Source organism: Bradyrhizobium monzae (genome assembly GCF_021458635.1).
Classification (GTDB): Bacteria; Pseudomonadota; Alphaproteobacteria; order Rhizobiales; family Xanthobacteraceae; genus Bradyrhizobium.
In genome coordinates this window covers 711,840-724,964 of the sequence record NZ_JAIRDQ010000002.1, presented here as the reverse complement: position 1 = coordinate 724,964, position 13,125 = coordinate 711,840, and the positions used below count along the sequence as shown (strand labels likewise).

The 13,125-nt window shown below is 65.2% G+C and carries 11 protein-coding genes; 1 reads left to right on the top strand and 10 read right to left on the bottom strand.

Translation table 11 applies throughout. The features are described from left to right. Positions 1-2: 2 nt before the first annotated feature. Entirely contained in the window at positions 3-1,559 is a 1,557-nt protein-coding gene (locus tag K3F49_RS12460; RefSeq protein WP_234681207.1) for a formate dehydrogenase beta subunit, read from the bottom strand. Beyond that, entirely contained in the window at positions 1,556-2,044 is a 489-nt protein-coding gene (locus tag K3F49_RS12455) for a formate dehydrogenase subunit gamma (protein WP_234681206.1), read from the bottom strand. The genes K3F49_RS12460 and K3F49_RS12455 overlap by 4 nt, the downstream gene beginning before the upstream one ends. A gap of 224 nt (positions 2,045-2,268) precedes the next feature. Here K3F49_RS12455 and K3F49_RS12450 point away from each other — a divergent pair, with 224 nt between their 5' ends. After that, entirely contained in the window at positions 2,269-3,162 is an 894-nt protein-coding gene (locus K3F49_RS12450; protein ID WP_234681205.1) for a LysR family transcriptional regulator, read from the top strand. A 209-nt stretch (positions 3,163-3,371) separates the two neighbouring features. Here the strand turns inward: K3F49_RS12450 and K3F49_RS12445 are convergent, their stop codons facing one another. The 8 genes from K3F49_RS12445 to K3F49_RS12410 all read right to left on the bottom strand — a co-directional run bounded on the left by K3F49_RS12445 (position 3,372) and on the right by K3F49_RS12410 (position 13,065). Then, on the bottom strand, positions 3,372-5,702 hold the full coding sequence (locus K3F49_RS12445; RefSeq protein WP_234681204.1) for a PAS domain-containing sensor histidine kinase: 2,331 nt from the start codon (positions 5,700-5,702) through the stop codon (positions 3,372-3,374). A 212-nt stretch (positions 5,703-5,914) separates the two neighbouring features. Further along, positions 5,915-7,306 carry a cation-efflux pump gene (locus tag K3F49_RS12440; RefSeq protein ID WP_234681203.1) on the bottom strand — a complete coding sequence of 464 codons (1,392 nt, stop codon included), beginning with the start codon at positions 7,304-7,306 and terminating at the stop codon, positions 5,915-5,917. A gap of 242 nt (positions 7,307-7,548) precedes the next feature. Beyond that, positions 7,549-8,517, bottom strand: coding sequence for a zinc-binding dehydrogenase (locus tag K3F49_RS12435; protein ID WP_234681202.1), 969 nt, complete (start codon positions 8,515-8,517; stop codon positions 7,549-7,551). Between the two features lie 25 nt (positions 8,518-8,542). Continuing rightward, entirely contained in the window at positions 8,543-9,538 is a 996-nt protein-coding gene (locus K3F49_RS12430; protein WP_234681201.1) for an NAD(P)H-dependent flavin oxidoreductase, read from the bottom strand. 278 nt (positions 9,539-9,816) lie between these two features. Further along, positions 9,817-10,467 (bottom strand): hypothetical protein, encoded by a 651-nt coding sequence (locus tag K3F49_RS12425; RefSeq protein ID WP_234681200.1) that lies wholly within the window; start codon positions 10,465-10,467, stop codon positions 9,817-9,819. Between the two features lie 44 nt (positions 10,468-10,511). After that, on the bottom strand, positions 10,512-10,715 hold the full coding sequence (locus K3F49_RS12420; protein ID WP_148754708.1) for a hypothetical protein: 204 nt from the start codon (positions 10,713-10,715) through the stop codon (positions 10,512-10,514). 170 nt (positions 10,716-10,885) lie between these two features. Continuing rightward, on the bottom strand, positions 10,886-11,602 hold the full coding sequence (locus K3F49_RS12415; protein ID WP_234681199.1) for a hypothetical protein: 717 nt from the start codon (positions 11,600-11,602) through the stop codon (positions 10,886-10,888). 56 nt (positions 11,603-11,658) lie between these two features. Then, positions 11,659-13,065 carry a hypothetical protein gene (locus K3F49_RS12410; RefSeq protein ID WP_234681198.1) on the bottom strand — a complete coding sequence of 469 codons (1,407 nt, stop codon included), beginning with the start codon at positions 13,063-13,065 and terminating at the stop codon, positions 11,659-11,661. Positions 13,066-13,125: the final 60 nt, after the last annotated feature.

Sequence of the window (13,125 nt, the reverse complement as noted above, 5' to 3'; positions counted from 1 at the left end):
TCCTATTCCGCGGCCTGAAGCGTGGTCGGCACGGGCGCGAAATCTTCCCGGAAGTGCTTCAATGCGCTGAGCACGGGGTAGGGCGTGAAGCCGCCGAGTGCGCAGAGTGAGCCGAATTTCATGGTGTTGCAGAGGTCTTCGACGAGCGCGAGGTTTTCGGTGACCCGCTCGCCACGGATGATCTTCTCGATGGTCTCGACGCCGCGGGTCGAGCCGATGCGGCAGGGCGTGCACTTGCCGCAGGATTCGACGGCGCAGAATTCCATGGCGAAGCGCGCCTGCTTGCGCATGTCGACGCTGTCGTCGAACACGACGATGCCGCCATGGCCGATCAGGCCGTCGCGCGCGGCGAAGGCTTCGTAGTCGAACGGCGTGTCGAACAGGGCGCGGGGGAAGTAGGCGCCGAGCGGGCCGCCGACCTGCACCGCGCGAACCGGGCGGCCGGTGAACGTGCCGCCGCCGATGTCGTCGACCAGCTCGCCGAGCGTCACGCCGAACGCCGTTTCGAACAGCCCGCCCTGGCGGATGTTACCGGCAAGCTGGATCGGCATGGTGCCGCGCGAGCGTCCCATGCCGAAATCGGCGTAAGCTTTGGCGCCCTCGGCGAGGATGAAGGGAATGGCCGCGAACGACAGCACGTTGTTGATGACGGTGGGCTTGCCGAACAGGCCGTGATGGGCCGGCAGCGGCGGCTTTGCGCGCACCAGGCCACGACGGCCTTCGAGGCTCTCGAGCAGCGAGGTCTCCTCGCCGCAGACATATGCGCCGGCGCCGACGCGCACTTCCATATCGAAGCTAGTGGTCGAGCCGCCGATCTTGTCGCCGAGATAGCCGCCGCGCCGTGCCGCGGCGATGGCAGCGTTCATCGCCGCGACCGCGTGCGGATATTCGCTGCGGATGTAGATGTAGCCCTTGGTCGCGCCGACGGTGATGCCGGCGGTCGTCATGCCCTCGATGACGAGGAAGGGATCGCCTTCCATGATCATGCGATCGGCGAAGGTGCCGCTGTCGCCCTCGTCGGCGTTGCAGACGATGAATTTGCGATTCGCGCTGGCTTGCGCGACCGTCTTCCATTTGATGCCGGTCGGGAAGCCGGCGCCGCCGCGGCCGCGCAGGCCGGAGGCGGTGACCTCGTTGAGGATCGCATCTGAGCCGAGCGAGAGCGCGCGCTCCAGGCCCTTGTAGCCGCCATGAGCGCGATAATCCTCGAGCGAGCGCGGATCGATCACGCCGCAGCGGGCGAAGGTGAGACGGGTCTGGCGCTTGAGCCAGGGAATTTCGTCTACGACGCCGAGCCGCAGCATGTGCGGTCCATTGCTCGCCATGGAGTCGAATACGGAAGCGACGTCCTCGGAGCTAACCGGGCCGTAAGCGACCCTGCCTTTAAGGGTTGCCACCTCGACCATCGGCTCCAGCCAGTAGAGCCCGCGCGAGCCGGTCCTGACGATCTCGACCGGCAGGCCGCGCTTGGCCGCGACCTGCTCGAAAGCGACCGCAATGTCATCGGCGCCGACGGCAACCGCAGCAGCATCGCGAGAAATGAAGATCCGCATGCTCATCGCTGCGCCTCCGCGACCAGCGCGTCGATGCGCTTCTCGTCGAGCCGGCCGACGAGGCGGCCATCGAGCATCGCGGACGGCGCGGTCGCGCACAGTCCGAGGCAGTAGATCGGCTCCAGCGTGACGCGATCATCCGCGGTGGTGTTGCCGAGCGAGACGCCAAGCCTCGCTTCGGCGCGCGCCGCCAGTGCATCGCCACCGGCGGCCTGGCAGGCCTCGGCGCGGCACAGCTTCAGCACATGGCGGCCGGCCGGCTTGTGGCGGAAGTCATGGTAGAAAGTGAAGACGCCATGGACTTCGGCGCGCGACAGGTTCAGCGCCTGCGCCACCATGGGAATCGCGGCCTCCGGCACGTAGCCGAACGCCTCCTGGAGCGCGTGCAGAATCACGAGCGTCGCACCTTCCTGCTTGGCATGTTCGGCGATGATCTCGGCGCCGCGCGTCTCGTTCCAAGGCTCGTATGAAGGCTCGTAAACCGCTGTCATTCTTCGTTCTCAAATTGAGCGTCCCTTCCGCGCAAATTATTTGGAATCGTTCGAAGATCAATAAAGCTGTCTCATGCTGCGATTGCGAATTCAGATCGATTTGGAAACCAAATCGATCGATGCGAAGCACTGATGAAACTTGTATCGGTCGCCGGTTTTTGCGTGTTGGTGCAGGCCCGGCGTGATAGCTTGCATGCCACCACAGAGAGCCAGGGGACGGACGGTTGATCGACAAGCTTGAACTGCTGCTGGCGCTGGCCAAGGAGCGGCATTTTGGACGGGCGGCAGAGGTCTGCGGCGTCACCCAGCCAACCATGTCGACCGGGCTGAAGCAGCTCGAGGAGATCCTTGGCGTGATGCTGGTCCAGCGTGGGTCCCGATTCCAGGGATTCACCCCCGAGGGCGAGCGGGCGTTGGACTGGGCCCGGCGGATCGTGGGCGACGCCCGCGCGATGCGCCAGGAGATCAACTCGCTGAAGGACAAGTTGTCCGGCGAGATCCGGATTGCAGCGATTCCGACCGTGCTCGGCATGGTGGCCTCGCTGACGACGCCATTCCGCGCGCGGCATCCCGAGGTGCGTTTCAGCATCCGCTCGACGACCTCGTCGGAGGTGCTGGGGTTGCTCGAAAATCTCGAGGTCGATGCCGGGCTTACCTATATCGAGAACGAGCCGATCGGGAAGGTGCGCACGATTCCGCTGTTCAACGAGAGCTACCGCCTCCTGACCGCGCCGGATGCGATGTTCGGCGACCGTGAGTCCGTGACCTGGACCGAGGTCGGGCAGGTGCCGCTGTGCCTGCTGACGCCCGACATGCAGAACCGCCGCATCATCGACCGCGCGCTGCGCTCGGTCGGCGCGGAGGCGACGCCGACGCTGACATCGAACTCGTTGCTCGTGCTGTACACGCATGTGAAGACCGGGCGGTGGGCGAGCGTGATGCCGGCCAAGCTCGCCGAGACGCTCGGCCTGTCCGACAAGGTCCGCTCGATCCCGATCACCGATCCCGAGGTCAATTACAGTATCGGTCTGGTGATCCCGCAGCGCGATCCGATGACGCCGCTGATCGCGGCGCTGGTCAACGTCGCGCGCGAAGTGGCGCCGTCGCTGCAAGCGTAGGGCATAGTGAGATCAGGTTCGAATGCCGCAACGAGGGAGGTGTGCTCCCTCCCCCGCTTGCGGGGGAGGGCTGGGGAGAGGGTATCTCCGCAATCGAGAATCCCCAAGAGGAGAGAACCCTCACCCGGCGCGTTGCGCCGACCTCTCCCGCAAGCGGGAGAGGTGCACCGAGTCCGCGGTCGCGTGATTCAACCTAAGCCCATTCCGCTCTAGGCCGCAGCGGAAATCCCTGCCGCCGCCTTGATGGCGTCGCGCGGCAGCGTCACGCGGACGACGGTGCCGACTTCCAGCCTGGAGCGCAGTTTCATCGAGCCGCCGTGGAGCTGTGCCAGCGAGCGGGCGATCGCGAGCCCAAGGCCGGAGCCGTGATAGGTCTTGGTGAGCTGGCTCTCGACCTGCTCGAACGGGTGTCCGAGCCGCGCCAGCGAGTGCGGCGCGATGCCGATGCCGGTGTCGGCGATCATCAGCACGATCCTGTCCTCGAACTGCCGGCTGCGCACCACGATGCGTCCGCCGTCGGGCGTGAACTTCACGGCGTTGGACAACAGGTTGACGATGATCTGCTTGGTCGCACGGCGATCGGCGACGACGGAGATCGATTTCTCGATTTCTGCGTCAAGCGCCAAATTCTTGTCCTGCGCCCGACCGGCGACGACGCGCAGGGATTCCGCGAGCGTCTGTGCGAGGTCGAGCTCTTCCATATCGAGCTTCATGCGGCCGGCCTCGATCTTGGACATGTCGAGGATGTCGTTGATGACCTCGAGCAGATAATGGCCGCTGGTCAGGATGTCGTGGCAGTATTCCTGGTACTTCTCCGAGCCCAGCTCGCCGAACATGCCCGAGCCCATGATCTCGGAGAAGCCGATGATCGCATTGAGCGGCGTGCGCAGCTCGTGGCTCATATTGGCCAGGAATTTCGACTTGGTCTGGTTGGCTTCCTCGGCCCGGGTCTTCTCGCGCTGATATTTCTCGGCGAGATCGGCGAGCTCGATGGTCTGGCGCTCCAGCGCCGCCTGCGAGCGCTTGAGGTCGATGACGGTGGCGCGCAGGCGCAGGTCGTTGTCGACGAGCTTCTGCTCGTGCTCCTTGATGCGGGTGATGTCGGTGCCGACCGAGACGTAGCCGCCGTCCTTGGTGCGGCGCTCGCTGATGTGCAGCCAGCTGCCGTCGTCGAGCTGGGCCTCGAAGGTGCGGGCGCCGGGGCCTTGGGCAGCGGTCTCGTTGTGGCGGGTCCGGACCTCCGGCATGCGGCCGACTTCCAGCACGGTCTCGTAGGAGGTGCCGGGGATCACGGCCGTGTCGGGCAGCTTGTGCAGGCGCTGGAAGTGCGAGTTGCAGAGCACCAAGCGGTCGCTGGCGTCCCACAGCACGAAGGCTTCCGGAATGGTCTCGATCGCGTCGCGCAGGCGAAGGTCGGCTTCCACGGTGCGCTCGGCGAGGCTCTTCTGCTCGGTGATGTCGACCGCGATCCCGATCAGGTGCATGCCGGAATCGCTGGCACCGCGGGTCCGCTCGCAGCGGACGCGGAGCCAGATCCAGTGGCCGTCGACGTGCTGCATGCGGAAGGTCTGGTCGATGTGGTCGATCTTCTCGGAGATGAGCTGGTCGGCGATCGCGAACAGGTCGATGTCGTCGGACTTCACCAGCGCATTGACCTCGCCGAAGGTGAGGAGCTCGTTGCGGCCGTCGAGGCCCAGCATCGAAAACATCGATTGCGACCAGAAGATCCGGCCGCGCGACAGGTCCCAGTCCCACAGGCCGCAGCGGCCGCGGTTGAGCGCGGTGTCGATCCGGCCGCGCACGGCGTCGTTGATGAGGTCGCCTTCGCGGGCGCGGGTCGACTGCCAGTGGAAGGCGAAGCCGAGGATCAGGACGACGAAGCCGGTGGTGGCCGACAGCGTCACCGAGAGCGCCGCGTCCGACCCCCAGATCGGCTCGTTGCGCTCCTGGATCACGGTGACGAGGCCCGGCATCGACTTGATCTGCCGCGAGGTCGCCACTGCGGCGTTGCCGTTCGGCAGCGTCATGTTGGAGATGTCATTGTCGCGCGGTGGTGCTGCGAGCAGCTGTGCGGTGGTGATCGCATCGAGCAGGCGGTCGTTGCCTGAGCTGTCGCTGTCGATCGGAATGCGGGCGAGCACGCGGCGGTCGATCCCGGCCGAGGTGACGACGACGTGGCGTCCCGAGACTCTGGCCCGGGACGGGATCATGTCGGGCAGCATTGTCGGCAGGTTCTCGATGCTCTTCAGCCGCTCCGCGCGCACGGAGGTGACGCGGTCGATGCGCTCGGCGAGCAGTTCGGCGAGGAATGAAATGTCGTTCTGGATCACCTGGCGCTTCTGGCGCGTCTGGTCGACGACCTGGACGAATGCGCCGAGGCAGATCGTGACGAGGAAGGCGATGATGAGCGTCGGCACGGCGCGACGCAGCGCTGGCTCCGCGATCAGGAGCCGATGATAGGCAGGTTTCGCGATCGATTGTGCCAATCCCTTGATCGAATCGGATTGGACACACGCGTTCGCGGCGTCTGCGCGCGCCATGCCTTCGGCCCCCTGAAAACCAGCTTACGACGAATTTCGAAAGCAGCCCCACGTCGCTTTCGAATCACAGCGATTTGAATCCAGTTTGCGCAGGCTGTCGAGAGTCAACGAAACGTTAACGCGAAATAATTCTTATCCAACGCAGAGTTCGCGCGCTTCGAGTCCGCAAACTCACGTGCGCGACGAGTCCGAAACGAGAACGTGCGACTCCATCACGCACGCGGCGGTTCGGCGTGGCTGATGACGCGCTTCACGCTCGGGAACGCGCGACGCAAGCGGCGCTCGATCGCATCAACTTGCTCGTGCACCTTGATCACGCTCATCGATGGCGTGGCGCGGCAATGGAAATTGACGATCTCGCCGGCATCGGTATTGCGGACACGCACATTATGGATGTCGTGGATATCGCCGCCGGCGGCATATTCCGTCAGCGCGGCTGCGATGGTCTGCACCCGTTCCGGGACGGCGTCGACGCCGAACGGCAGCTCCGGTTCCAGCGGCTCGATATGGACGTCGACCTCGACGTCGGCGCCAAACTCCTCCTGGATGCTGCGCTCCAGCGTGTTGGCGACGTCGTGGGCGGCCTCGAGCTGCATGTCGGCGTCGACCTCGAGGTCGATGCTGACGATCAGCTTGCCGCCCAGGTTCTGCATCGTACCCAAGTCGTGCACCGTGACGTGGTGGATGGCGAGGCCGGAATTATGCGCGATCACCATGATGCGGTCGCGCACGGTCTCGTTGTCGCGGGCGACCGGCACTGCGGCGAAGGTGAGGTCGGCATCGCCGAAGGCCCTGGTGACGGCGGCTTGCGCGCTGCGCTTGATCTCCTCGACGCGGTCGATCGGGTAGGTCCTGGGCACCTTGACGATGCAGTCGATGAACGTGGTGGCCCCGACCATGCGCACCCGCAGGCGCTCGACGTCGATCACGCCGGATACGCTGCGGATCGCGTCGGTGGCCTTCTCCAGCGCGCCTTCCGGCGCGCGGTCGACGAGCGTCTGCACCGTGGAGCTTGCCATCCGCAGGCCGAGCAGGGCGATCATCACGGCCACCGCTGCGGCAGCGGCCGCGTCACCCCACCAGAAGCCGAGCGCTGCGAGAATCAGGCCCACGATCACGGCACAGGAGCCCATGACGTCTGATGCGAAGTGCAGCGCGTCAGCGGCTAGCGCCTCGCTTCGGGTCTCCCGGGCGGCACGATGCAGGGCGCGGGCGCGCCATAGATTGACGACGATATCGATCACGAGCACCACAAACGGCACGGCCGAAATCGTCGGCGGCGGGGTTCCCTCGCGAAGGTGGCTATAGGATTGGACCAAAATGCCGCCGGCCAGCACGTAGAGCAGGGCGGTCACGCCGAGCGCGGAGATGCTCTCGAGCTTGCCGTGGCCATAATGGTGCTCGTCATCGGCCGGCTTGTCCGAGACCCGCACCACCGCCCAGGTGATGATGGTTGCGACCAGGTCGATTGAGGAGTGCAGCGCTTCGGAGATCAGCGCCAGCGATCCGATCGCGATGCCGACCACGAATTTGGCCGCCGCCATGCCGCCGCTGGCCAGGATCGAGATTGCCGCGACCGATGTCTTGTCGTGTTGTCCGCTCATGGTCGGGGATTTAGCAGGGCGTTCGCGAACATCAAGCGACGATCCACAGCTGTAGTCGCTAGTGAGTTGCAGGAGCGAAGCTATTGCGAATGCTTCCGAATTGTATGCTGTGCCACTCCCTCCGTCGTGCCCGGGCTGGTCCCGGGCATCCACGTTCTTCGTTCCTCGTGGCAAAGACGTGGATGGCCGGGACAAGCCCGGCCATGACGAGTGGAGAGAGTGCGGTTCTCGTCCGGCTGCTGTTAAAGCGTCACCACGATCTTCCCCAGGTGCTTGTTCGCCTCCATGTGCTCGAACGCCTTGTCGATGTCGTCGAACCCATAGACCTTGTCGATCGGCAATTGGAGCTTGCGCGACTCGACCGCACCCCAGATGTCCTTCCTGACCTCGTCGAAGATCGCGCGGACCTCCTCGATGGTGCGGGTGCGGAAGGTGACGCCGATATAGCTGATGCGGCGGGCGGCATGCAGGTCGAAGTTGAAGTCGGCATGGGTGCCGCCGAGCCGTCCGACATTGACGATGCGGCCCAGGACCTTGGTTGCAGCGAGGTTCTGGTTGGCGACCTTGCCCGAAACCTGGTCGACGATGACGTCGACGCCTTCGCCGTTGGTCGCCTTTAGCACCTCTTCCACCCATTTGGGGTCGGAGGAGTCGACCGCGAGGTCGGCGCCGTATTCGTTCAGCCGGCCGCGGCGATAGGCATCGGTCGAGGAGCCGATCACCATCCTGGCGCCCTTGAGCTTGGCGATTTGCATCGCCATCAGGCCGACGCCCGAGCTGGCACCCTGGATCAGCACGGCCTGGCCAGGCTGCACACCCCCGACCGTGACCACGGCGTTGTGCATGGTCGCAAGCGCGACGGGGAGGGTGGAGGCCTCCTCGAAGTTCATGTTCGAGGGCGCGCGAAATAGCCGGCCGTGGTCCGCGAGCGTATACTCGGCAAACGCCGCGCCGCCCGAGCCCATGATGCGATCACCGACCTTGACGCCCTTGGCATCCGGTCCGAGCTCGGCAACCTCGCCGGCCCATTCCATCCCGAGCACGGTGCCGACGCCGCCCGCGGCGCCATGGGCGTGGCCCTTGCGCATGCCGGTGTCGGCGCGATTGAGGCCACAGGCACGCACGCGAACCAGCACCTGCGTGCCTTTAGGTTTTGGTTGAACGACGTCGGAAATCCGAGCGCCCTCAGGGCCATAGACATAAGCCTTCATGAATTACTCTCGCTTCTTGCAGTGATTATTCCGCGGCTTGCGCGCTTGGATGAGCGATCATGCCTTCGAGCCGGTTGCGAATGATCGCCTCGGCTTCGCGCACGATGCGCGAGATGAGCTCGCCGCAGCTCGGGATGTCCTGGATCAGGCCTTGTACCTGACCCGCCGACCAGATGCCTTCATCCGAATTGCCTGTCGCGTAGACCATCTTGCCACGGGCGCCGGCGACGAGCTCGCGGATGTCCTCGAACTTGGCGCCTTCCTTCTCCATGGCGACGACCTTGGTCGAGATCTCGTTCCTGGCGACGCGCGAGGTGTTGCGCATGGTGCGGAAGATCAGCTCGGTCTCGCGCTCGTCATTGGCGACGATCTTCTCCTTGATGAGCTGGTGGATCGGGCTTTCCTTGGTGGCCATGAAGCGGGTGCCCATGTTGATGCCCTCGGCGCCCAGCGCTAGCGCCGCCACGAGGCCGCGGGCATCGGCAAAGCCGCCGGAGGCGATCATCGGGATCTTGACCTTGTTCGCGGCGGCCGGGATCAGGATCAGGCCGGGGGTGTCGTCCTCGCCGGGGTGGCCGGCGCATTCGAACCCATCGATCGAGATGGCGTCGACGCCCATCCGCTCGGCCGATAGGGCGTGGCGGACGCTGGTGCATTTGTGCACGACCTTGACGCCATGCTTCCTGAACTCGTCGACATGCTCCTGCGGCTTGTTGCCGGCAGTCTCGACCACCGTGATGCCGCTCTCGATGATGGCGGCGCGGTATTCGGCGTAAGGCGGCGGCTTGATCGCGGGCAGGATGGTGAGGTTGACGCCGAAGGGCTTGTCGGTGAGGTCGCGGCAGCGCGCGATCTCCTTGGTCAGATCCTCCGGCGTTGGCTGGGTCAGCGCCGTGATGAAACCGAGCGCGCCGGCGTTGGCGACCGCTGCGACCAGCTCGGCCCGCCCGACCCATTGCATGCCACCCTGGACGATCGGGTGCTCGACGCCGACGAGTTTGGTGAACCGTGTCTGCAGCATCTTTGTTTCCCCCGCCTGCGTGACAGGCTCTGTTATCGGTTGATGGCGGGAGGATGCCGCCCGGGTCGGCAAAAGTCTATTGCGCGGCCGTGCGGTGAGGGCGGGGCGTCATGCGGGGAGTGAGGGTGATTCCGCAGGGCGGATAATTGGCGCGCGCCACTGCATCAGCCACGTCATTGCGAGTGCAGCGAAGCAATCCAGAGTCCCTCCGCGGAAAGATTCTGGATTGCTTCGCCGCGCTCGCGACGACGGAGCGGCGTGGCGGGCAGCCTCGACAGCTACTCCGCCGACAGCCGCACCAGCTGGCGGCCGCCGTTGATTTCTTTGAGGCTGTTGACGAAGTTTTCCGGGCGCTGCCAGCGATAGGGGACTTTCAGTCCCATGTACTCGGCGATGTCGCCGATGAAGCCGGTGCAGTTGGTGGTCTCGGCGTTCCAGACCGGCGAGCTTGCCTGCAGCTTCTTGATGTAAGCGAAGACGCGCTTGGCGTCGGCCTCGTTCAGATAGACGCGATAGCTCGCGGTCAGATAGTCCGGATCGAGATCGCCGTAGCTCGCGCCGGTCTCGGATGGCACCCAGGTGAGGTGACCGAGCACGTAACTCCAGGTGTCGCCCTTGGGCGTGAGGCCCGCGACGTCGACGGCGCGCTCGCTGGTCTTGCCGTACCAGACGAAGGCATGGCCCCAGCTCGCCGCCGTCCGCGCGCGGAAGTCGACGTAGTACGGACCTTTCTCCGCACGCGCGACGGGGCGCCGCGTCGATTGCGGCGCCTGTCGCGATGAGGAGTCGGTCGTGGCAAGCGCATTTGCATCGGCAACGCGCTTGTTCGCTTCGTGGGCCGAGGCCGATGGCATCATGGATGCGGTCATGGCCGCAAGCGCGAGACCTGCAAGGATACAGAATCCCGATCGATCAGGTTTGTTCGTCACGCTGAGCCCCTCGACTGTCGGCCGCCTACGCAGATATTTGCGGCTCAGTAGCGCGCTGCGACCGGGCCAGGCGCCTTGCCGATCGGGGCCTTGCCAATCGGGCTCTTGCCAATCGGCATCTTGCCGATCGGGGCCTGCTCGGCCGGATAGACCGGCACGGGCTGGCGGCGCGGCAGGTCCGCAGCGTTCGCAGCCGTCACCAGAGCAAGCGTCGCACCCAGAACAAATACAATCTTCTTCACAGTCATACCCCTAGCAGGTTTGGTCCAAACACGGCTGAGCCGTGCCCCCAGACACGGCTTACAGAAGGGCGGCCGAATGCGTCGACAGTGCGGCACCCCTGCGACTTGTTGGCGGCATTGATCGGGTGCGCACAGATGTGATGTGTGTCTACATGTTTCGGCGCGCCGTGCGTTCGTCAGCGATCGGCGGTGAGGCTGAAGTGCATCTCGATCTTGGCTGGCGATGGCTCGCTCGCGGTGCGCCAGGGTGAAAAGCCGGGCGTGGGGTCCGGATCGGAGGGAAGATCGATCGACCAGCTCTGCGTTGGCACGCCCGGGAGCGTCAGGCTGACGGCGCGGTGACGTGTCTTGTACATCAGGGACGCCGTGGAAATGATCGCCTTGCGGTCACCGTCATGCGCGCGCCAGTTCGCCGGCAACATGGCGTTGGCATATCCCGAGGCTTCCTCGACTTCGATGTGAACGTCCTCCTCCTTGTCCAGCAGTGTCATGCCGGGGGGAAGCCGAAACTCGATCTGCAGCGTCATGAAGCCGTGGCTGAGATTGGGCGAGCGGATCAGTTCGTACCATCCCCAATAGCCGAGGATGGCCACGATGAGCAGCACGGTAACGGCAAAGGGGAAGGAGAGCCGCGTGGCGCGGGGAGGCCTGGCATCGGGGGTGTCCGCAGGCGGCCGTGGCGTTGCGTTTCGCACCAGGCCGAAACGCACGAACAGCCAGATGCCGGCGATCAGGCCGACAACGCCGCCGATCGGGCCGATGTCGAAGAAGGCCCCCATGGCGATGCCGCCATCGCGGTCCGGCCCCGCCAGCATGACGACCAGCGCGGCCAGGCCGGCCCATCCAGCGAGCGCGCCGAGCAGAGCGGACAGGAAGCCGAGGATGAAGCGCATGTCCGGTTGGTCGCGCGCGGATCAATCGCGGTTCGAACCGGTGCGTCGTTCGGCCTTCACCCGATCCGGTTCAGGCTGTTGCGGATGGTCGAGAAGATGCCGCCGATATCCTTGCGTAAGGCATCGAGCGCGTTGAAATTCTCGAAGATGCGGGCGAGGCCGTCTTCGACCTCGCGCTTGCTGTTGGTCAGCGCATCGACGCGCGAGGTGAGGGTGACATCGCCATGGGCCTCGATCTCACCGACGGTCTTGGCCAGGAGATCGCGGGTGGTGCTGACATCGGCGATCATGGCCTCGATGCCGAACACTGGTGCTTTCAGCGGGACGAGATCGGCCTGCGACCTCGACAGCTCGGTCTTGAAGGCATTCAGCGTCGCCAGCGTCTCCTGCAAGGCGCCAAGGCGCTGGCGCGACTGGAGAACGAAATCGTTCAGCGCGTTCTGGCGGTCGACGAGCGTCTTGCCGTCGGGATCGGTCTCGACGCTGGCGAGCGAGCGTTCGAGCTGCGCCTTGCGCTGACCGAGCTCCTCGAAATCGAGCCGGATGGCTTTGAGGATGTTGGCGCTGTCGTCGATGCGGGCCAGGCGCTGCTCGATCTCGTTTCTGTTCGTCGACAGCGTCTCGACGCGTGCGCTGAGCGGCGCCTCGCCGCCGGTCTCGAGCTCGTCGACGGTCTTGGCGAGACGGTCATGGCTGAGACTGAGCTCACTGATCAGGGCGTTGATGCCGGCGTCGGACGAGCGCAGCGGCACCAGCTCGGCATGGGATTTTGCCAGATCTTCCTTGTACTGGTTGAGCGTCGCAAAAATGTCCTGCACCGCGGTGACCCGGCCCAGCAGCGTCGAGACGTCGCGGGCGATGTCTTTCAGACGGTCGGCGAGATTATTCTTGCGGTCGTCGGTCTCGAGGTCGAGGAGCGCGCGTTCGAGCTGGTTCTGGCGGTCGCGGATCTCGGTGAAGACGGGCTCGACCGCGCGGCGCTGGTCGGCGACCTTGCCGACCATCTCGCGCAGCCCTTGCTGCCGGCGGCGGATCTCGGCGAGCTGGTCGTGCATGTCGGTGGACTGATTGCGGCCCTGCTGGAGCAGCGCGCGCTGCTCGGTCTCGCCCAGTTTGTCGTGCAGTGCGGAGACGGCCTCCCGGGGATCGCTCTCGATCAGGTGCTGGACGGTGGTATCGAGATGATTTTGCAGGGCGTGGGCGACGACGACGTCTTCCCGGGTCTTCTTGAGGCGGTCGCGCAGCTTGTCGAGGCGCCGGTCCTGGCGCGAAAGCCGCCACGCCGAGGCGCCGATCAGCGCCAGCCCCACCACAAGGATCGCCCCGGCTGCGATGCGTTGCGGCATCGGCAGGGCGGCAAACGCGGCGGGCAGATGGGTGATGTCGTAGCCCAACGCCTGCGGGGCGAGAAACGCGATGGCGGCGAGCAGGACAGCCCAGGCAACCAGGAAAAACAACCACATCGCGACGCCCCCACGCCGGCACAATCTCGCCATGATTGCTATTGGAGAGCGGAACCGAGA